This window comes from Streptomyces sp. NPDC094448 (assembly GCF_044763775.1).
Classification (GTDB): domain Bacteria; phylum Actinomycetota; class Actinomycetes; order Streptomycetales; family Streptomycetaceae; genus Streptomyces.
Map to the genome: position 1 here is coordinate 89,395 of NZ_JBIWGU010000006.1, position 19,850 is coordinate 109,244.

Annotated in this window: 18 protein-coding genes; 1 reads left to right on the forward strand and 17 read right to left on the reverse strand. The window is 72.3% G+C overall.

Going from position 1 to position 19,850, the window contains the following annotated elements; translation table 11 throughout:
• Positions 1–373: 373 nt before the first annotated feature.
• The 8 genes from pyrF to pyrR form a co-directional block, all read right to left on the reverse strand.
• Positions 374–1,222 (reverse strand): orotidine-5'-phosphate decarboxylase, encoded by an 849-nt coding sequence (gene pyrF, locus ACIQ9E_RS13370; RefSeq protein ID WP_403706366.1) that lies wholly within the window; start codon positions 1,220–1,222, stop codon positions 374–376.
• On the reverse strand, positions 1,219–2,349 hold the full coding sequence (locus ACIQ9E_RS13375; RefSeq protein ID WP_403706368.1) for a quinone-dependent dihydroorotate dehydrogenase: 1,131 nt from the start codon (positions 2,347–2,349) through the stop codon (positions 1,219–1,221). Before ACIQ9E_RS13375 ends, pyrF begins: the two co-directional genes overlap by 4 nt.
• Positions 2,350–2,516: 167 nt before the next feature.
• Positions 2,517–5,825 carry a carbamoyl-phosphate synthase large subunit gene (carB, locus tag ACIQ9E_RS13380; protein ID WP_403706369.1) on the reverse strand — a complete coding sequence of 1,103 codons (3,309 nt, stop codon included), beginning with the start codon at positions 5,823–5,825 and terminating at the stop codon, positions 2,517–2,519.
• Positions 5,818–6,975 (reverse strand): glutamine-hydrolyzing carbamoyl-phosphate synthase small subunit, encoded by a 1,158-nt coding sequence (carA, locus tag ACIQ9E_RS13385; protein ID WP_403706371.1) that lies wholly within the window; start codon positions 6,973–6,975, stop codon positions 5,818–5,820. The genes carB and carA overlap by 8 nt, the downstream gene beginning before the upstream one ends.
• Complete coding sequence (locus ACIQ9E_RS13390; RefSeq protein ID WP_403706372.1) at positions 6,972–7,547, reverse strand: hypothetical protein; 576 nt, start codon at positions 7,545–7,547, stop codon at positions 6,972–6,974. Before ACIQ9E_RS13390 ends, carA begins: the two co-directional genes overlap by 4 nt.
• Complete coding sequence (locus ACIQ9E_RS13395; protein ID WP_403706374.1) at positions 7,544–8,839, reverse strand: dihydroorotase; 1,296 nt, start codon at positions 8,837–8,839, stop codon at positions 7,544–7,546. Before ACIQ9E_RS13395 ends, ACIQ9E_RS13390 begins: the two co-directional genes overlap by 4 nt.
• A gap of 2 nt (positions 8,840–8,841) precedes the next feature.
• Entirely contained in the window at positions 8,842–9,822 is a 981-nt protein-coding gene (locus ACIQ9E_RS13400) for an aspartate carbamoyltransferase catalytic subunit (RefSeq protein WP_403706376.1), read from the reverse strand.
• A gap of 157 nt (positions 9,823–9,979) precedes the next feature.
• Positions 9,980–10,567: a bifunctional pyr operon transcriptional regulator/uracil phosphoribosyltransferase PyrR gene (gene pyrR, locus ACIQ9E_RS13405; RefSeq protein ID WP_403706378.1), complete on the reverse strand. Its 588-nt coding sequence runs from the start codon at positions 10,565–10,567 to the stop codon at positions 9,980–9,982.
• A 258-nt stretch (positions 10,568–10,825) separates the two neighbouring features.
• Between pyrR and bldD the strand changes: the two genes are divergently transcribed.
• The gene (gene bldD / locus ACIQ9E_RS13410) at positions 10,826–11,326 is read left to right on the forward strand and encodes a transcriptional regulator BldD (protein ID WP_006350348.1); all 501 of its coding nucleotides are present in this window, start codon (positions 10,826–10,828) and stop codon (positions 11,324–11,326) included.
• 586 nt (positions 11,327–11,912) lie between these two features.
• Here bldD and nusB read toward each other — a convergent pair.
• The 9 genes from nusB to ACIQ9E_RS13455 form a co-directional block, all read right to left on the reverse strand.
• Positions 11,913–12,347: a transcription antitermination factor NusB gene (gene nusB, locus ACIQ9E_RS13415; protein WP_403706380.1), complete on the reverse strand. Its 435-nt coding sequence runs from the start codon at positions 12,345–12,347 to the stop codon at positions 11,913–11,915.
• 2 nt (positions 12,348–12,349) lie between these two features.
• The gene (efp, locus tag ACIQ9E_RS13420; RefSeq protein WP_006350346.1) at positions 12,350–12,916 is read right to left on the reverse strand and encodes an elongation factor P; all 567 of its coding nucleotides are present in this window, start codon (positions 12,914–12,916) and stop codon (positions 12,350–12,352) included.
• A 58-nt stretch (positions 12,917–12,974) separates the two neighbouring features.
• The gene (locus ACIQ9E_RS13425) at positions 12,975–14,090 is read right to left on the reverse strand and encodes an aminopeptidase P family protein (RefSeq protein WP_403706382.1); all 1,116 of its coding nucleotides are present in this window, start codon (positions 14,088–14,090) and stop codon (positions 12,975–12,977) included.
• A gap of 62 nt (positions 14,091–14,152) precedes the next feature.
• Positions 14,153–14,905 carry an AAA family ATPase gene (locus ACIQ9E_RS13430; RefSeq protein WP_403706384.1) on the reverse strand — a complete coding sequence of 251 codons (753 nt, stop codon included), beginning with the start codon at positions 14,903–14,905 and terminating at the stop codon, positions 14,153–14,155.
• Between the two features lie 679 nt (positions 14,906–15,584).
• On the reverse strand, positions 15,585–16,025 hold the full coding sequence (gene aroQ, locus ACIQ9E_RS13435) for a type II 3-dehydroquinate dehydratase (RefSeq protein ID WP_366261171.1): 441 nt from the start codon (positions 16,023–16,025) through the stop codon (positions 15,585–15,587).
• On the reverse strand, positions 16,022–17,113 hold the full coding sequence (aroB, locus tag ACIQ9E_RS13440) for a 3-dehydroquinate synthase (RefSeq protein WP_403706387.1): 1,092 nt from the start codon (positions 17,111–17,113) through the stop codon (positions 16,022–16,024). The genes aroQ and aroB overlap by 4 nt, the downstream gene beginning before the upstream one ends.
• On the reverse strand, positions 17,110–17,598 hold the full coding sequence (locus ACIQ9E_RS13445; RefSeq protein WP_403706815.1) for a shikimate kinase: 489 nt from the start codon (positions 17,596–17,598) through the stop codon (positions 17,110–17,112). The genes aroB and ACIQ9E_RS13445 overlap by 4 nt, the downstream gene beginning before the upstream one ends.
• Before the next feature lie 29 nt (positions 17,599–17,627).
• The gene (aroC, locus tag ACIQ9E_RS13450) at positions 17,628–18,812 is read right to left on the reverse strand and encodes a chorismate synthase (RefSeq protein ID WP_403706389.1); all 1,185 of its coding nucleotides are present in this window, start codon (positions 18,810–18,812) and stop codon (positions 17,628–17,630) included.
• A gap of 159 nt (positions 18,813–18,971) precedes the next feature.
• On the reverse strand, positions 18,972–19,841 hold the full coding sequence (locus ACIQ9E_RS13455) for a shikimate dehydrogenase (protein WP_403706817.1): 870 nt from the start codon (positions 19,839–19,841) through the stop codon (positions 18,972–18,974).
• Between the last annotated feature and the right edge of the window lie 9 nt (positions 19,842–19,850).

Consider the following 19,850-nt stretch of genomic DNA (forward strand, 5'->3'; position numbering starts at 1 on the left):
CAGGACTTTTACGACAAAACGGCGAGGTTTTGCGTCAAGATTCTGTCAACTCGCTGTGCGAACGGCCGCCCGGACGGCCCGGCGGCCTCCGCCGACAAATCCGCTGGTCAGTACATCTACACACGATGAGAGCCCCCGGCCGGCCACCGCCGGACCGGCGCCCTGCCCCGGGTCGGGCCTTTCCGGTGGATCCGGCCGGATTCCACCGTGATGCGCCCGGGACGGACCGTCTCCGTATTTCACCGTTGCACCGATCACCGCTGCGCCGCATCCACCGCATCCACCGGGTGCACCGGGTCCGCAGATGCGCCGCATCACCGAGACCGCTGAATCCGGGGAATCCGCTGATCCGGGCGACTGCGCCGGGGCGGGGCTACCGCGCTCCCTCGACCACCGCCCGGCACTCCTCCGCGAAGAGTTCCGCGGCCGCCCGGAGCGCGGCCGGGTCGGGGCCGTGGCGCAGGACGCCCCGGCTGACGCTCGGGACGACGTTGCCGACCGCCGCTCCGAAGACCCGCGGCAGGTCCGCCGGGGTCGCCCCCTGGGCGCCGATGCCCGGGGCGAGGAGCGGTCCGTTGATCTCCAGGTCCACCCCGGCACCGTCGAGCGTGGCGCCGACCACGGCACCGACCGAGCCCAGCGGCCGGGCGTCCGCGTTCTCTGCGGCCATATGGTCGAGCATCACCTGCGCCAGCGTACGGCCGTCGGCGGCGACGGCCCGCTGTACCTCGGCCCCTTCCGGATTGGACGTGAGCGCCAGGACGAAGACGCCCGATCCGGCGGCGGCCGCGGCGTCCAGCGCCGGGCGCAGGGAGCCGAAGCCGAGGTACGGGGAGACCGTGACGGCATCGGAGAACAGCGGCGACGCCGGGTCGAGGAAGGCCGAGGCGTACGCGGCCATGGTGGAGCCGATATCGCCGCGCTTGGCGTCCATCAGGACCAGTGCGCCCGCGGACCGGGCCTCCTCGACGGTCTTCTCCAGGACGGCGACGCCCCGGGAGCCGAACCGCTCGAAGAACGCGGCCTGCGGTTTGAGGACGGCGACCCGGTCGGCGAGCGCCTCGACCGTGGTGCGGGCGAACCGCTCCAGACCGGCGACGTCGTCGTTCAGCCCCCAGGCGGTGAGCAGGGAGGCATGCGGGTCGATCCCGACGCAGAGCGGACCGCGGTCGTCCGCCGCCGCGCGCAGCCGGGCGCCGAAGGGGAGGTTCGTGGTGGTCATGCGGCGGTCTCCTCGGTGGTGGTCCCGTCGGCGCCGGCCCGGACACCGGCGCCGACGGCCTCGGCCAGGGTGGCGTACGGGCTCGCCTTGAGCCGGGCCGCCAGCCCCTGGTGGACGGCACGGCTCCAGAACGGCCCCTGGTAGACGAAGGCGCTGTAGCCCTGGACCAGGGTGGCTCCGGCCAGGATGCGCTGCCAGGCGTCCTCGGCGTCCTCGATACCGCCGACGCCGACCAGGGTGATCCGGTCGCCGACCCGGGCGTACAGCCGCCGCAGGACCTGGAGGGAGCGGTCCTTCAGCGGCGCTCCGGAGAGCCCGCCGGTCTCGGCGGTCAGCTCGGCGGGCGAGACGAGGCCGTCGCGGGCGATGGTGGTGTTGGTGGCGATGATCCCGTCGAGCCCCAGCTCGACCGCGAGATCGGCGACGGCGTCGATGTCCTCGTCGGCGAGATCGGGGGCGATCTTGACCAGCAGCGGGACCCGGCGGCGGGTCTCGGTGCGGTCGGCGGCCTCCCGGACGGCGGTCAGCAGGGGGCGCAGGGATTCGGTGGCCTGGAGGTTGCGCAGGCCGGGGGTGTTCGGCGAGGAGACGTTGACCACGAGGTAGTCGGCGTGCCGGGCCAGTCGCTCGGTGGAGGTGACGTAGTCGGCGGCCGCCTCCGCCTCCGGGACGACCTTGGTCTTGCCGATGTTGACGCCGACGGTGGTACGGAAGACCGGGCGGCGCTCCCCCAGCCGCTGGGCGACCGCGGCGGAGCCGTCGTTGTTGAAGCCCATCCGGTTGATCAGGGCCCGGTCGGCGACCAGGCGGAAGAGTCGCTGCTTGGGGTTGCCGGGCTGGGCCAGCGCGGTGACCGTACCGATCTCCACGTGATCGAAGCCGAGCATGGCCAGGCCGTCGATGCCGGAGGCGTTCTTGTCGAAGCCGGCCGCGAGGCCGAAGGGGCCGTGCATCCGCAGTCCGAAGGCCTCGGTGCGCAGTTCCTCGTGGCGGGGTGCGAGGACGGCGGCGGCGTAGGTGCGCAGGACGGGGATCCGGGCGAGGAGCCGGATCCAGCGGAAGGCGAGGTGGTGGGCCGCCTCGGGGTCCATCCGCTTGAAGAAGAGGGAGAAGAAGAGCTGGTACATGGTGGGTTCCTCGGGGCCGGGGTCGGCGTCGGTGACCTCACCGGCCGGGCGGGGATCCTGTGCGGCGGTCCCCGGCCGGTCCGGCGGGCGGTGCCTGCGGGGGGCTGTCGTGGGGGGGGGGACACCGCGTGTGCGGTGTCCCCCTCCCCTCGCGCCCCTCGGGCCGGTCAGTCGCGGGCCGCGGTCAGGTGCTCCGCGTGCTCCTGGAGGGAGCGGACGCCGACGTCGCCGCGGTTGAGCGCGTCGATGCCCTGGACGGCGGCGGCAAGCGCCTGGACCGTGGTGAGGCAGGGTACGGCCCTGGCGACGGCGGCGGTCCGGATGTCGTAGCCGTCGAGGCGGCCGCCGGTGCCGTACGGGGTGTTGACGATCAGGTCGACCCCGCCGTCGTGGATCAGCTGGACGATGGTCTTCTCGCCGTTGGGGCCCTCGCCCTCGCTGTGCTTGCGCACCACGGTGGCGTTGATGCCGTTGCGCTTGAGGACCTCGGCGGTGCCGGAGGTGGCGAGCAGCTCGAAGCCGTGGGCGACCAGCTCCCGGGCCGGGAAGATCATCGAACGCTTGTCGCGGTTGGCGACCGAGATGAACGCGCGGCCCGTGGTGGGCAGCGGTCCGTAGGCGCCCGCCTGCGATTTGGCGTACGCCGTGCCGAAGACGGTGTCGATGCCCATGACCTCGCCGGTGGAGCGCATCTCCGGGCCGAGGACGGTGTCGACACCGCGGCCGTGGATGTCCCGGAAGCGGGACCACGGCATCACGGCCTCCTTGACGGAGATCGGCGCGTCCATCGGCAGGGTGCCGCCGTCGCCGGTGGCGGGCAGCAGGCCCTCGGCGCGCAGTTCGGCGATGCCGGCGCCCAGGGAGATCCGGGCGGCGGCCTTGGCCAGCGGCACGGCGGTCGCCTTGGAGGTGAAGGGGACCGTACGGGAGGCCCGGGGGTTGGCCTCCAGGACGTAGAGGATGTCCCCGGCCAGGGCGAACTGGATGTTGATCAGTCCGCGGACGCCGACGCCGCGGGCGATGGCTTCGGTGGAGGCGCGCAGCCGCTTGATGTCGAAGCCGCCGAGGGTGATCGGGGGCAGGGCGCAGGCGGAGTCGCCGGAGTGGATTCCGGCCTCCTCGATATGCTCCATGACGCCGCCGAGGTACAGCTCGCTGCCGTCGTAGAGGGCGTCGACGTCGATCTCGATGGCGTCGTCGAGGAAGCGGTCGACCAGGACCGGCCGGGTGGGGCTGATCTCGGTGGACTCGGCGATGTACGACTCCAGCCGGGCCTCCTCGTACACGATCTCCATCCCGCGGCCGCCGAGGACGTAGCTGGGGCGGACCAGGACGGGGTAGCCGATCTCGTCGGCGATGGCCTTGGCCTCGGCGAAGGTGGTCGCGGTGCCGTGCTTGGGGGCCGGCAGTCCGGCCTCCGCGAGGACCCGGCCGAAGGCTCCGCGGTCCTCGGCGGCGTGGATGGCCTCCGGGGAGGTTCCGACGACGGGGACGCCGTTGTCCTTGAGTGCCTGGGCGAGACCCAGCGGGGTCTGGCCGCCGAGCTGGACGACGACTCCGGCGATCGGTCCGGCCTGCGCCTCGGCGTGCACGATCTCCAGGACGTCCTCCAGGGTGAGCGGCTCGAAGTAGAGCCGGTCGGAGGTGTCGTAGTCGGTGGAGACGGTCTCGGGGTTGCAGTTGACCATCACGGTCTCGTAGCCGGCGTCGCTGAGCGCGAAGGAGGCGTGGACGCAGGAGTAGTCGAACTCGATGCCCTGGCCGATGCGGTTGGGCCCGGAGCCGAGGATGATCACGGCGGGCTTCTCGCGCGGCGCGACCTCGGTCTCCTCGTCGTACGAGGAGTAGAAGTACGGCGTCCGGGCGGCGAACTCGGCGGCGCAGGTGTCGACGGTCTTGTAGACCGGGCGGATGCCGAGGGCGTGGCGGACCTCGCGGACGACGTCCTCGCGGAGTCCGCGGATACCGGCGATCTGGGCGTCGGAGAAACCGTGCCGCTTGGCTTCGCCGAGCAGCTCGGGGGTGAGCTTGTCGGCGGCGGCCAGCTCGTCCGCGTACTCCTTGATGAGGAAGAGCTGGTCGACGAACCAGGGGTCGATCCGGGTGGCCTCGAAGACCTCCTCGGGGGTCGCCCCGGCGCGGATCGCGGTCATGACGGTGTTGATGCGGCCGTCGGTGGGGCGTACCGCCTCGCGCAGCAGCTCGTCCTTGTCCCCGGTGGGCGAGGTGAAGTCGAACTGGCTGCCCTTCTTCTCCAGGGAGCGCAGGGCCTTCTGGAGGGCCTCGGTGAAGTTGCGGCCGATCGCCATGGCCTCGCCGACCGACTTCATGGTGGTGGTGAGGGTGGCGTCGGCGGAGGGGAACTTCTCGAAGGCGAAGCGGGGGGCCTTGACCACGACGTAGTCGAGGGTGGGCTCGAAGGACGCCGGGGTCTGCTCGGTGATGTCGTTGGGGATCTCGTCGAGCGTGTAGCCGACGGCCAGCTTGGCGGCGATCTTGGCGATCGGGAAGCCGGTGGCCTTGGAGGCGAGTGCGGAGGAGCGGGAGACCCGGGGGTTCATCTCGATGACGATGATCCGGCCGTCTTCCGGGTCGACCGCGAACTGGATATTGCAGCCGCCGGTGTCGACGCCGACCTCGCGGATGATCGCGATACCGATATCGCGGAGCCGCTGGTACTCGCGGTCGGTGAGGGTCATCGAGGGGGCGACGGTGATGGAGTCGCCGGTGTGGACGCCCATCGGATCGAAGTTCTCGATGGAGCAGACGACCACGACGTTGTCGTTCTTGTCGCGCATCAGCTCCAGCTCGTACTCCTTCCAGCCGAGGATGGACTCCTCCAGGAGGACCTCGGTGGTCGGGGAGAGCGTGAGGCCCTGGCCGGCGATGCGGCGCAGCTCCTCCTCGTCGTGGGCGAAGCCGGAGCCGGCGCCGCCCATGGTGAAGGAGGGGCGGACGACGACGGGGTAGCCGCCGAGGGTGTCGACACCCTGGAGGACGTCGTCCATGGAGTGGCAGATGACCGAGCGGGCGGACTCGCCGTAGCCGATCTTGGCCTTGACGGCCTCGACGACGCCCTTGAAGAGGTCGCGGTCCTCGCCCTTGTTGATGGCCTCGACATTGGCGCCGATGAGTTCGACGCCGTACTTCTCCAGGACGCCCTGCTCGTGCATGGAGATCGCGGTGTTCAGCGCGGTCTGGCCGCCGAGGGTGGGCAGCAGCGCGTCGGGGCGCTCCTTGGCGATGATCTTCTCGACGAACTCGGGGGTGATCGGCTCGACGTAGGTGGCGTCGGCGATCTCCGGGTCGGTCATGATCGTGGCCGGGTTGGAGTTGACCAGGATCACCCGCAGGCCCTCGGCCTTGAGGACGCGGCAGGCCTGGGTGCCGGAGTAGTCGAACTCGGCGGCCTGGCCGATGACGATCGGGCCGGAGCCGATGACCAGGACGGACTGGATGTCGGTGCGCTTAGGCACGCTGGCCCTCCATCAGGGAGACGAAGCGGTCGAACAGGTACGCGGCGTCGTGCGGGCCCGCGGCCGCCTCGGGGTGGTACTGAACGCTGAAGGCCGGCCGGTCGAGCAGGCGCAGGCCTTCCACCACGTTGTCGTTGAGACAGACGTGGGAGACCTCGGCGCGGCCGTAGGGGGTGTCGGAGACGGTGTCGAGGGGGGCGTCGACGGCGAAGCCGTGGTTGTGGGCCGTGACCTCGACCTTGCCCGTCGCACGGTCCTGGACGGGCTGGTTGATGCCTCGGTGGCCGTACTTCAGCTTGTAGGTGCCGAAGCCCAGGGCGCGGCCGAGGAGCTGGTTGCCGAAGCAGATCCCGAAGAGGGGGGTGCCGCGCTCCAGGACGGCCTTGACGACGGTGAGGTCGGCGGTGGCCGGGTCGCCGGGGCCGTTGGAGAGGAATACACCGTCAGGTCCGCCCGGGGCGATCGCGTAGACCTCGTCGGCGGTGGCGGTGGCGGGCAGGACGTGGACTTCTATGCCGCGCTCGGCCATCAGCTGCGGGGTCATGCCCTTGATGCCGAGGTCGAGGGCGGCGACGGTGAACCGCTTCTCGCCGATCGCGGGGACGGTGTACGTCTCCGCGGTGGCGACCTCGGCGGAGAGGTCGGCGCCCTTCATCCGAGGGGCGGACCGGACCCGGGCGAGCAGGGCGGCTTCGTCGGCGAGGGCGTCGCCGGAGAAGATGCCGACCCGCATGGCGCCGCGTTCGCGCAGATGGCGGGTGAGGGCGCGGGTGTCGATTCCGCTGATGCCGACGATGCCCTGGGCGGTCAGCTCGTCGTCGAGGGTGCGGCGGGAGCGCCAGTTCGACGGAGTCCGGGCGGGGTCGCGGACGACGTAGCCGGCGACCCAGATCTTCCGGGACTCGTCGTCCTCGTCGTTGACGCCGGTGTTGCCGATGTGCGGGGCGGTCATGACGACGACCTGGCGGTGGTACGAGGGGTCGGTCAGCGTCTCCTGGTACCCGGTCATGCCGGTGTTGAACACCGCTTCGCCGAAGGTCTCCCCCACGGCCCCGTAGGCACGGCCGCGGAAGGTGCGGCCGTCCTCCAGGACGAGTACGGCGGGAACCGTGGTCCGCCGTGCGGCGGTTCCCCTGGTGGAGGTGGTCATCGTGCGCCTTCCTTCGTGGTGATCAGCTGGTTCAGGGTGGTGACCCAGTCGTTGTGCTCGGCGGCCCGGTCGGAGCGGAAGCCGGAGTCGAGGAGGGTTCCGCCGTGCTCCCAGGTGAGGACGAGCAGTCCGCCCTCGGCGAGGACCTTTCCGGCGATGCCCTTGTCGAGGCGGGCGCCGCGCAGGGCGGAGCGGGGGATGTGGAAGTCGGCCGCCCCGGGGCGTACCACGTCCACTCCGGCCTCGGTGAGGGTCAGCTCGACCCGGCTGCGGGCGCCCAGTCCATGGGCGACGATCCGGTCGAGCCACTGCCCGGCGGTGGTGGAGCCGTGGTAGCGGCCGCTGAGGGCGGCGACCGGAGTGCCGGAGGATGCGGACAGTCCGTGGAGTGCGGGCAGACCGGACTGGAGGCTGCCGCGCCATTTCCAGCCCTGGCGCATCAGCCAGTAGACCAGGACGACGAAGAGGAGGAGTCCGACGACCCAGCCGATACGGGCGGCCCAGTCGGTCACCTCCGCCGACCTGCGCTCCTCGGCTGCGAGCCCTGCTGCGATGGTGGTGAGTGTTGTCACGTCAGCTTCCCGTCGACGACCGTTGCCCGGCCCCGCAGGAAGGTGTGGGTGACACGTCCCGGCAGCTCACGGCCCTGGTAGGGGGTGTTGCGGCTGCGGGAGGCGAAGCCCGCGGGGTCCACCGCACCACGGTAAGCCGGATCGACCAGCACCAGGTTGGCGGGCTCCCCCGGCGCGACGGGCCGGCCGTGTCCTTCGAGGCGGCCGATGCGGGCGGGCCGGAAGGACATCCGGTCGGCGACCTGGGCCCAGTCGAGCAGCCCGGTCTCGACCATCGTCTCCTGGACGACGGAGAGCGCGGTCTCCAGACCGACCATGCCCATGGCGGCGGCGCCCCACTCGCAGTCCTTGTCCTCGTGGGGGTGCGGCGCGTGGTCGGTGGCGACGCAGTCGATGGTGCCGTCGGCCAGGGCCTCGCGGAGCGCCATCACGTCGGTCGCGGTGCGCAGCGGGGGGTTCACCTTGTAGACCGGGTCGTAGGTGCGGACCAGTTCGTCGGTGAGGAGGAGGTGGTGGGGGGTGACCTCGGCGGTGACGTTCCAGCCCTTGGACTTGGCCCAGCGCACGATCTCCACGGAGCCCGCGGTGGAGAGGTGGCAGATATGGACCCGGGAGCCGACGTGCGCGGCGAGGAGGACGTCACGGGCGATGATCGACTCCTCGGCGACGGCGGGCCAGCCGCCGAGTCCGAGTTCGGCGGAGACGACGCCCTCGTTCATCTGGGCGCCCTCGGTCAGCCGGGGCTCCTGGGCGTGCTGGGCGATGACGCCGTCGAAGGCCTTCACGTACTCCAGGGCGCGGCGCATGATCACCGCGTCGTCGACGCACTTGCCGTCGTCGGAGAAGACCTTCACTCCGGCGGCGGAGTCGTGCATGGCGCCCAGCTCGGCGAGCTGCTTGCCCTCCAGGCCGACCGTGACGGCGCCGACGGGCTGGACGTCGCAGTAGCCGGACTCCTTGCCGAGCCGGTAGACCTGCTCGACCACACCGGCGGTGTCGGCGACGGGGAAGGTGTTGGCCATGGCGTGGACGGCGGTGTAGCCGCCGGCGGCCGCGGCGCGGGTGCCGGTGAGGACGGTCTCGGAGTCCTCGCGGCCGGGCTCGCGCAGATGGGTGTGGAGGTCGACCAGGCCGGGCAGGAGGATCCGTCCCGCGGCCTCGACCACGGTGGCGGCTCCGGCGACCTCGGGGTCGATGGCGTCGGCGACCCGGGCGATGGTCCCGCCGTCGATCAGGACGTCCTGGGGCCGTCCGCCGAGGATCCCGGCGCCACGGATAAGGATCTTGCTCATGGTTACTGGGTCTCCTCGGTACGGGACGTGTGGGCGGCGGACTCGTTGCCGCCGAGCAGCAGATAGAGGACCGCCATCCGGATGGAGACCCCGTTGGCGACCTGTTCGACGGCGGTGCAGCGGTCGGAGTCGGCGACCGCGGCCGTGATCTCCATACCCCGGTTCATCGGTCCGGGGTGCATGACGACGGCGTGTTCCGGCATCCGGGCCATCCGGTCCCCGTCGAGGCCGTAGCGGCGGGCGTACTCGCGCTCGGTGGGGAAGAAGGCGGCGTTCATCCGCTCGCGCTGCACCCTCAGCATCATCACGGCGTCGGACTTGGGGAGCACCGCGTCGAGGTCGTAGGAGACCTCGCAGGGCCAGCTCTCGACGCCGATGGGCACCAGGGTCGGCGGGGCGACCACGGTGACCTGGGCGCCAAGGGTGTTCAGCAGCAGGACGTTGGATCGGGCGACCCGGCTGTGCAGTACGTCCCCGACGATGGTGATCCGGCGTCCGGCGAGGTCGCGTCCCATGCCTGCGTCCCTGCCGACCAGCCGGCGGCGCACGGTGAAGGCGTCGAGGAGGGCCTGGGTGGGGTGCTCGTGGGTGCCGTCGCCCGCGTTGACGACCGATCCGTCGATCCACCCCGAGTTCGCCAGCCGGTAGGGCGCTCCGGAGGCGTGGTGGCGGATGACGACGGCGTCGGCGCCCATGGCCTCCAGGGTCAGCGCGGTGTCCTTGAGGGATTCGCCCTTGGAGACCGAGGATCCCTTGGCGGAGAAGTTGATGACGTCGGCGGAGAGGCGCTTGGCTGCGGCCTCGAAGGAGATCCGGGTCCGGGTCGAGTCCTCGTAGAAGAGGTTGACGACGGTACGGCCCCGGAGGGTGGGCAGCTTCTTGATCGGCCGGTCGGCGACGCGGGCCATCTCCTCGGCGGTGTCGAGGATGAGGACGGCGTCGTCCCGCGTGAGATCGGCGGCCGAGATGAGGTGGTGCTTCATCTGGTGGGCTCCGGTGGGTTCGGCTCGGGTCGGCACGTGCGGCGTACGCGGCTGCGCGGCTTGCGGCGGCGCGCCACCGCGCTCCCGGGGTGTCCGGGCACGCGGGCGCACGGGGGCGCCCGTCACGCCGCTCCGGGCGCGCGGGGCCGTCGGGCTGCTAGCGGTGGTCGGTCTCGCGCACGCCGAGCAGCACGGTGTCCCGTCCGTCTTCCTCGGAGAGGAGGACCTTGACGGTCTCGCGCAGGGACGTGGGCAGGTTCTTGCCGACGTAGTCGGCGCGGATCGGCAGCTCCCGGTGGCCGCGGTCGACGAGGACCGCGAGCTGGACCGCGCGGGGGCGGCCGATATCGCCGAGGGCGTCGAGTGCGGCGCGGATGGTGCGGCCGGAGAAGAGCACGTCGTCGACGAGGACGACGAGGCGGCCGTCGATGCCGTCACCGGGGATCTCGGTTCGGGCGAGCGCGCGGGCGGGGCGCAGCCGCAGGTCGTCGCGGTACATCGTGATGTCGAGGGAGCCGACCGGGACGGTGCGTCCGGTGATCTGCTCCAGCTTTCCGGCGAGCCGGCGGGCGAGGAAAACGCCGCGGGTGGGGATGCCGAGGAGGACCACGTCGTCGGCGCCCTTGGCGCGTTCGACGATCTCGTGGGCGATCCGGGTCAGCACCCGTGCGATATCGGGCGCTTCCAGAACGGGGCGGGCCGTGTCGGGGCCGCCGGTGTGGCTGTTCGTGTCCATGGATTCCATGGCGAAACAGACCTCCTTCTCCGCCTCACGGGACGGACCTTAAAGGACGTCGGATAGTGCGCTCACTACCGTACCAGGGCCATTCGGGGGAACCTTGCCGGGGCTGGTCCGGACCTGCGGCGATGCCCGCTGTGATCATGACAGGCCACCGGTCTGGACCCGTTCGGCTTGACGCTTCCGAATCACGCTGCGTAACCTCACAGTGAGTCACCAGCAGCGCGGCGGAGCCGCACGTTGTCACAGCGTCCGGGGAGCTATATGTCCAGCGAATACGCAAAGCAGCTCGGGGCCAAGCTCCGCGCCATCCGCACGCAGCAGGGTCTGTCCCTCCACGGCGTGGAGGAGAAGTCCCAGGGCCGCTGGAAGGCCGTGGTGGTCGGCTCCTACGAGCGCGGCGACCGCGCTGTGACCGTCCAGCGCCTGGCCGAGCTGGCCGACTTCTACGGGGTTCCGGTGCAGGAGCTGCTGCCGGGCACCACCCCGGGCGGGGCCGCCGAGCCGCCGCCGAAGCTGGTCCTCGACCTGGAGCGGCTGGCGCATGTCCCGGCCGAGAAGGCGGGCCCCCTCCAGCGGTATGCGGCGACCATCCAGTCCCAGCGCGGCGACTACAACGGCAAGGTGCTGTCGATCCGCCAGGACGATCTGCGCACCCTGGCCGTGATCTACGACCAGTCGCCGTCCGTCCTGACCGAGCAGCTGATCAACTGGGGTGTGCTGGACGCCGACGCGCGGCGCGCGGTGAGCCACGAGGACAACTGACGCCCGCCCCCGCGGGGGCTGCGGAGAATCGTCACGCCGGAGGGCGGGACCCGGACGGGTCCCGCCCTCCGGCGTTCCTGCGTGCGGCCGGGCTGTCTCCGGACCCTCGGCCCGGGGACAGCCGGACGGCCGGGCGGTGTGCGCCCCGCCCGAGGGCGAAACCGGGCCCCGCGCCTCGGGCAGGCGCGGACCACGGTCGCGCCCATGCGTCCCGCGCCGGCTCGGGCGGTACCGGAGCCGGGTCGGGCACGCGGTGCAGGGCTCAGGGCGGGTCCGTCCGAGCCGTGCCCGGCCATCAGCAGGTCCTCGGCGCAGCCGGGCAGCAGCGGCACTCCCGTCGCCCTTCGAGGGGGGGCACCCGCCTCAGGCGCCCCACACGCCCCTCGGAACACCGGGTAGGGGCAGCACCCCGGGGCAGGTCCGGAAACCGTGCTGCGCCGCCTCCCGGGGCCGTAACGGAGCCTCCACCGCCGTGGCTCCCACGGCTCCCGGCCTCCGCCCGGCGAAAACAGGCGGGCCCGGACCCCGCGGACCTTGCGATCCACGGGACCCGGGCCCGTACCTCGGGGGCGGCCGGTGACGGCCGTCAGGAGCCGTCGCGCCGCAGGGACGGCTTCAGCTCCTTGAACCGGCCCAGGAGACCGTTGACGAAGGACGGCGAATCGTCGGTGGAGAACTCCTTGGCGAGCTGCACCGCCTCGTCGATCACCACCGCGTCCGGCGTCTCGTCGACCCAGACCAGCTCGTAGGCGCCGAGCCGGATGATGTTCCGGTCGACGACGGGCATCCGGTCGAGGTCCCAGTCGGTCGCGTAGGTGGAGATCAGCTCGTCGATCCGGGCCGCGTATCCCGCGTACCCCTCGACCAGCTGCATCGTGTACTCGCTGACCGGCGGCTGCCGGTCGTCGGTCCGTGAGTGGCGGATCCAGTCGGCGAGCACCGTCTGCGCGGATGCGTTGCGCTGGTCGGCCTCGAAGAGGATCTGGAAGGCGCGCTTACGGGCCTTGCTGCGAGCGGCCACGGTTAGCTGTTCACCCGGCTGAGGTAGTCGCCGGAGCGGGTGTCGACCTTGATCTTCTCACCGGTGGTGATGAAGAGCGGCACCTGCACCTCGTAGCCCGTCTCCAGCTTGGCGGGCTTGGTGCCACCGGTGGAGCGGTCGCCCTGGACGCCGGGCTCGGTCTCGGCGATCACCAGCTCGACGGCGGCCGGCAGCTCCACGTAGAGCACCTCGCCCTCGTGGGTGGCGACCGTGGCCTCGAAGCCCTCGATCAGGAAGTTGGCGGAGTCGCCGACGGCCTTGCGCTCGATGTGGAGCTGGTCGTACGTCTGCATGTCCATGAAGACGAAGTAGTCGCCGTCCATGTACGAGAACTGCATGTCACGGCGGTCGACGGTGGCCGTCTCGACCTTCACACCGGCGTTGAACGTCTTGTCGACGATCTTTCCGGACAGCACGTTCTTGAGCTTGGTGCGCACGAAGGCCGGGCCCTTGCCGGGCTTGACGTGCTGGAACTCGACGACGGACCAGAGCTGGCCGTTGTCGAGCTTGAGCACCATGCCGTTCTTGAGGTCGTTCGTGGAAGCCACGGTTGCGGAATCTCCTGGACTGACGTGGACGACCTGGGGCCACCGCGGTACGCGCCCGCTAGAGCGCGAGCAGCTCCTTGGTCGTGATGGTGAGTAGCTCGGGTCCGCCGTCCGCCTCCTGGCGTACGACGAGCGTGTCATCGATCCGGACCCCGCCCCGGCCCGGAAGGTGGACCCCCGGTTCGACGGTGACCGGCACGCAAGCGTCCAGTTTACCCATGGCCGCAGGAGTCAACTGCGGGTCCTCGTCGATTTCGAGCCCCACCCCGTGCCCGGTGAGCGGCGCCAGGCCCGCTCCATGGCCCGCACCGTCGAGGATCCGGCGCGCGGCGAGGTCCACATCGCGGTAGGCCATGCCCGGCCGCAGGGACTCCCGGGCGGCCCGCTGGGCGGCGAAGACCAGGTCGTACAGTTCGATCTGCCAGTCCGCCGGGGTGGTGCCGATGACGAAGGTACGGCCGATCTCGCAGCGGTAGCCGCGGTAGTCGGCGCCGACACAGACGGTGAGGAAGTCGCCCTCTTCGACCCGCCGGTCGGTGGGCCGGTGGCCCCGCCGGCCCGAGTTCGGTCCGGTGGCGACGGAGGTGGGGAAGGCGGGGCCGTCGGCACCGTGGTCGACCAGCCGGCGCTCCAGCTCCAGGGCGAGATGCCGTTCGGTGCGGCCCACCAGGATGGATTCCAGGAGTTCGCCGAGGGCCTGGTCGGTGATCTCGGCGGCGATCCGGAGGCAGGCGATCTCCTCCTCGTCCTTGACGATCCGCTGCCGCTCGACGGCGAGCCCGACATCGGCCAGCCGGAGCCGGGGCAGCTCGGAGCCGATGGCGCGGTAGCGGGCGACGGTCAGATGATGCTCCTCGACGGCGAGTTCCCCGGCCTTGGCCCGGTGCGCCAGCCCCGCGGCCGCGATCACCGGGTCGGGACCGTCCTCGGGCAGCAGGGCGGGCCGGAGCGCATCGTCGGGGCGGCCGGTGACCGTGGCGCCGGAGAGCGGGGTGGCGGGGCAGCACAGGGTGTCCCCGTCTCCGGCGGCCGGCCCGATCAGCAGGACGGCCCCCGGCGGGGCCGTCCCGGCGAGATAGCGCACATTGGCGGGGCGGGAGATCAGGACCGCGCCGCCGTTCTCCGCGTACCGCTCCCGCAACCGGTCGCGGCGGGCCGCGAACACCTCTGCCATGATCCGAGCGTACGAGTGTTCGCGCCGCGCGGCGCGCCCAGCGCGTCCGACCGGTCTCCCGGCTACCAGGACGGGGGGCTGGCGATCGACCGGGCGAGGGCCTCGTCGAGCACGCGGGCGGTCGTCTCCACGTCGTACTTGGTGTTGTCGATGATCGGCAGCCCGGAACCGTACCATCCGGCCATCCGGCCGTGGATGCTCGCGACCTCCTCGTCCGACAGCCGGCGGTTGCCGCTGCGCTGCGCGTTGCGCTCCAGGACGGTCTCCAGCGCGGGGAGGAGGACGACGGGCAGCAGCCCGGGTCCGACATGGCGCTTCCAGCCGCCGAGCCCGACGACCGGGCGGTCGGGGAAGACGGCGTCGTCGAGGATGCAGGAGATGCCGTTGGCGAGGAAGTTGCGCGCGGCGAAGCCGCAGGTGCGGCGGGCCAGGCGGTACTGCGCCTCGGAGTGTTCGTTCCAGCCGGCCTTGGGGTCGGCGAATCCGGAGCACACCCATTCGCGGACGTCGTCGAGGCTGATATGCGCGGTGGGCACGGGGCGGCGGGCCGCCCAGTGCCGTGCCACGGTCGTCTTGCCCGCGCCGGCGGGTCCGATGAGGAGGACGGCGAGGGTCGTCGCACCGGTGCCGGCGTCCGGCTCCGTGGGGGAGGACGGTACGGGCGGCAGCGCGGCCTCGGGCCTCGGCGGAGGCGCGGCGGGGTGGGGCGGTCCCGGCTGGGCCCAGCCGGGGGCATGCGGAGGCGATACGGGACCGGTGGCACCGCCCTGCCCCTGATGGCGAGGCAGCGGCGGGGGGCCCGTTGGGTGCTGCATCCGGTGCGACTCCGTCTCGTTCGCTGCGTACGGCGGTCGGTCCCCGCCCCTGCGGGAACGGTACCTCCCCGCCCCGCCGGAGACGCTCCCCCGTACCGTGAGAGGTCTCCGGAGCCGACCGGGTTCCACAACACCTGTAGGGAACCGCCCCCGGGCACCGGGATGCCGCCGGAGACACCGTGCCCGACGGGCGCTGTTTCCCCGGCCTCGGAGCAATCCGTCCCCTGTGCCTGCGGCGTGGGGACCGGCGCCCCCTTCCTGCTCGCACCCGTCCTTGCCCGGGGAGTCCTCATGAAGCTGGACAGGGCAGGCGCCTCGGGGGCTGTTCAGATCGGGGTCACCTGGGAGGGGGGTGCAGGGCCGCCCTCGCAGCCGGTGGCGACCAGCAGGACGCTCTTCGGGGCGGTGCATCGCCGCCGGCGAGGAGGTGAGCCCGGAGGCCACCGGCCCACCCGCACCGGAGAAGGCCCCGGGCCTACCCCACGGAGCAACGCGACCCGACCATCTCAGGGCCCGCACCCGCAGGGACGGGAAGGAACGGGTACCCAGGGGCGCTGGGGGTGCTCCCGCTGCCGAAGGCGTAGGGGGAGGAACTGCGCGACCAGCCCCCACCGGCCCGCGGCCGGGCCCCGGCACAAGCCCACCCACGGCACACCCCCCAGGCCCCCAGCGGGAGGCGCTACGGCGCCAGTTCCTCCGCCAGCGCCCGCAGCGCCAGCCGGTAGGACCCGAGGCCGAAGCCCGCGATCGTGGCCGTGGCGACGGCCGCGACGACCGAGGTGTGCCGGAACGCCTCCCGCGCATACGGGTTGGAGATGTGGACTTCGATCAGGGGCGCCGTCTTCTGCGCCGCCGCGTCCCGCATGGCGTACGAGTAGTGCGTGAACGCACCCGGGTTCAGCACCACCGGAATCGCCCCGTCCGCCGCCTCGTGGAGCCAGCGGATCAGTTCGGCCTCGTCGTTGGTCTCCCGGACGTCGACGTCGAGGCCGAGCTGCTCGCCGAGGGAGCGGCAGGTCTCCACCAGGCCCGCGTAGGACGTGGCGCCGTAGACGTCGGGTTCGCGGGAGCCGAGGCGCCCGAGGTTGGGGCCGTTGAGGACGAGCACCCGGCGGCTCATGACGACACTTCCCCGTAGGCGGCGAGCAGCAGCGCCGGGTCCGGTCCCTCCAGGACGTTCGGCTTGCCGAGTCCGTCGAGGACGATGAACCGGAGCAGGTTGCCGCGGGACTTCTTGTCGACCTTCATGGTCTCCAGCAGCCGGGGCCACTGGTCGCCGCGGTAGGTGAGCGGCAGGCCGACGGACCTGAGGACGGCCGCGTGCCGGTCGGCCGTGGCGTCGTCGAGCCGTCCGGCGAGCCGGCCCAGTTCGGCGGCGAACACCATGCCGACCGAGACGGCAGCGCCGTGGCGCCACTTGTAGCGTTCGTTCTTCTCGATGGCGTGGGCGAGGGTGTGGCCGTAGTTGAGGATCTCGCGGCGGCCGGATTCCTTGAGGTCGCCGGAGACGACCTCGGCCTTGACCCGGACGGACCGTTCGATCAGCTCGGCGGTGTGCGGTCCCGCGGGGGTCCGCGCGCCCTCCGGGTCGGATTCGATGAGTTCGAGGATCGCCGGGTCCGCGATGAAGCCCGCCTTGATGATCTCGGCGAGTCCGCTGACGTAGTCGTGGACGGGCAGGGACTCCAGGGCGGCGAGATCGCACAGCACACCCGCGGGCGGGTGGAAGGCGCCCACGAGGTTCTTGCCCTCGGCGGTGTTGATGCCGGTCTTGCCGCCGACGGCGGCGTCGACCATGCCGAGGACCGTGGTGGGCACGGCGATCCAGCGGACCCCGCGCAGCCAGGTCGCGGCGACGAAGCCGGCCAGGTCGGTGGTGGCGCCGCCGCCGACCCCGATGATCACATCGGTGCGGGTGAAGCCGGACTGGCCGAGCGCCTTCCAGCAGTAGGCGGCGACCTCGGCGGTCTTGGCCTCCTCCGCGTTGGGCACCTGGACGGCGACGACCTCGTACCCCTGGGCCCTGAGGTCTTCGGCGATCGCATCGCCGGTGCCTTCGAGCGCCTCCGGGTGGAGCACGGCGACCCTCTGGGCCCGGCCGATCAGCCCGGCCAGCTCGCCGAGGAGCTGCCGGCCGACGAGGACGTCGTACGGGGCGGTGCCCTCGGTGCCGCCGACCCGGATCCGGGTCACTGCCTGCTCGGTCATGCGGGGTAGTCCTTCAGCTCCAGGGCGTCGACGATCGCGTCGGCGACCTCGTCGGGGGTGCGGTCGTCGGTGGCCACGACGGCCCGCGCCACCTCCGTGTAGAGGGGGCGCCTGGCGTCCATCAGCTCACGCCACTGGCGGCGGGGGTTGACGGCGAGCAGCGGCCGGGCCTGGTTGAGTCCGGTGCGCCGGACCGCTTCGTCGACCTCCAGGGAGAGGTAGACGACGGGCAGTCCGGAGAGGAGGGCGCGGGTGGTGGCGTCGAGGATCGCGCCGCCGCCCAGGGCGAGCACCCCGCTGTGGACGGCGAGGGCCTCCCGGACCGCGGCCCGTTCCAGTTCGCGGAAGTGCGGTTCGCCGTCCTCGATGAAGATGTCGGAGATCTCCCGGCCCTCGGCGGTGACGATATCCGCGTCGGTGTCGCGGTAGGGGACGCCGAGGCGCCGGGCCAGTACCTCGCCCACCGTGGACTTGCCGGAGCCCATGGGTCCGACCAGGACGATCAGCGGGGCGCTCACCGGATGTGCAGGTTGTCGAGGTAGGAGCGGACGTTGCGGCGGGTCTCCGCGACATTGTCGCCGCCGAACTTCTCGGCGACCGCGTCGGCGAGCACCAGGGCGACCATGGCTTCGGCGACGATCCCGGCGGCGGGGACGGCGGCGACGTCGGAGCGCTGGTGGTGCGCGGCGGCGGCCTCGCCGGTGGTGATGTCGACGGTGGCGAGGGCCTTGGGGACGGTCGCGATGGGCTTCATCGCGGCGCGCACCCGGAGCAGTTCGCCGGTGGACATGCCGCCTTCGGTGCCGCCGGAGCGGCCGGAGGTGCGGCGCAGTCCGTCGGCGGTGGCGACGATCTCGTCGTGGGCCTGGGAGCCGGGGACCCGGGCGAGGTCGAAGCCGTCGCCGAGTTCGACGCCCTTGATGGCCTGGATGCCCATGAGCGCGGCGGCGAGCCGCGCGTCGAGGCGGCGGTCCCAGTGGACGTGGGAGCCGAGTCCGACCGGGACGTCGTACGCGAGCACCTCGACGACTCCGCCGAGGGTGTCGCCGTCCTTGTGGGCCTGGTCGATCTCGGCGACCATCGCCTTGCCGGCGTCGGCGTCCAGGCAGCGCACCGGGTCGGCGTCGAGCCGCTCGACGTCGGCGGGGGTCGGGTAGACGCCCTTGGGGGCCTTGGCGGCGCCGAACTCGACGACGTGGGAGACGATCTCGATGCCCGCGGTCTCCTTGAGGTAGGAGCGGGCGACGGCGCCGAGGGCGACCCGGGCGGCGGTCTCGCGGGCGCTGGCGCGCTCCAGGATCGGCCGGGCCTCGTCGAGGCCGTACTTCTGCATTCCCGCGAGGTCGGCGTGGCCGGGCCGGGGACGGGTCAGAGGTGCGTTACGGGCGAGCGCGGCCAGCTCTTCGGGGTCGACGGGGTCGGCCGCCATGACCTTCTCCCATTTGGGCCACTCGCTGTTGCCGACCATGATCGCGACCGGGGAGCCGAGGGTGAGTCCGTGCCGTACCCCGCCGATGAAGGTGATCTCGTCGCGCTCGAACTTCATCCGTGCGCCGCGGCCGTAGCCCAGGCGCCGGCGGGCGAGGTGGTCGGCCACCAGCTCCGTGGTGACCGGGACACCGGCGGGAAGTCCCTCCAGCGTCGCCACCAGTGCGGGTCCGTGCGATTCCCCCGCGGTCAGCCAACGCAACCTGCTCAACGGTGCTCCTCATGCTCGCGCCTCGAACTGCGGGCCCGGCCGGGTGCGCGGCACCGGCCCGCCCGCCTCCGATCCTCCCATGTCCCGGGGGCGGCTCCGTGCCCGGTCCAGCAGTCGGACTCCGGGCCGGGGCGGCGGGAGGGCCGTCCGGGGCGCCGGTCAGCGGGCGCGCAGGGCCCGTTCGCCCGCCTCGCGCATCGCTGCGAGCGGCGCGGGACTGCGGCCGGTCATCAGCTCGACCTGGAGGACGGCCTGGTGGACGAGGAGGTCGAGACCGCCGACGACGGCCCCGCCGCGTGCGGCCCAGCCGGCCGCGAGCGGGGTGGGCCAGGGGTCGTACAGGACGTCGAAGAGGGTGCCGGGCCGTTCGGGGACCCGGTCGGCGAGGGCGTCCGCGGCCCCGGCGGGCGTGGTGGCGATCACCAGCGGGGCTTCGAGGGCCGCGGCGGCCCGCTCCCAGTCCTCGGTGCGGACGTCGAGGCCGAGTCGCTCGCCCCAGCCGCGCATCTCGGCGGCGCGGGCCGGGCCGCGGACGTACGCGGTGACGGGGCCTTCGCAGATCCTGGCGAGCGCGGCGAGCGCGGAGGCGGCGGTGGCTCCGGCGCCCAGGACCGCCGCGGACGGTACGGCGGTGACGCCCCGCTCGCGCAGGGCGGCGACCATGCCGGGGATATCGGTGTTGTCACCGGTGAGGCGGCCGTCTCCGTCGCGTACGACGGTGTTGACGGCCTCCACCGAGGCCGCGGTGGCGCTGATGCCGTCCAGCAGGGGGATGATCGCCCGTTTGAGCGGCATGGTCAGCGAGAGCCCGGCCCAGCCGGCGTCGAGACCGCGGACGAAGCCCGGGAGCGCCGTCTCGTCGATCTCGAAGCGGTCGTACGTCCACTCCGCGAGCCCCAGTGCGGTGTAGGCGGCGCGGTGCAGGACAGGTGAGAGCGAATGGGCGATCGGCGATCCCAGGACCGCCGCGCGCCGCTGCGCCGTACCGTCCGTCCGGCCGTCCTCCGCGCTGCCGCGTCCTGGGGTCACGCTGATCAC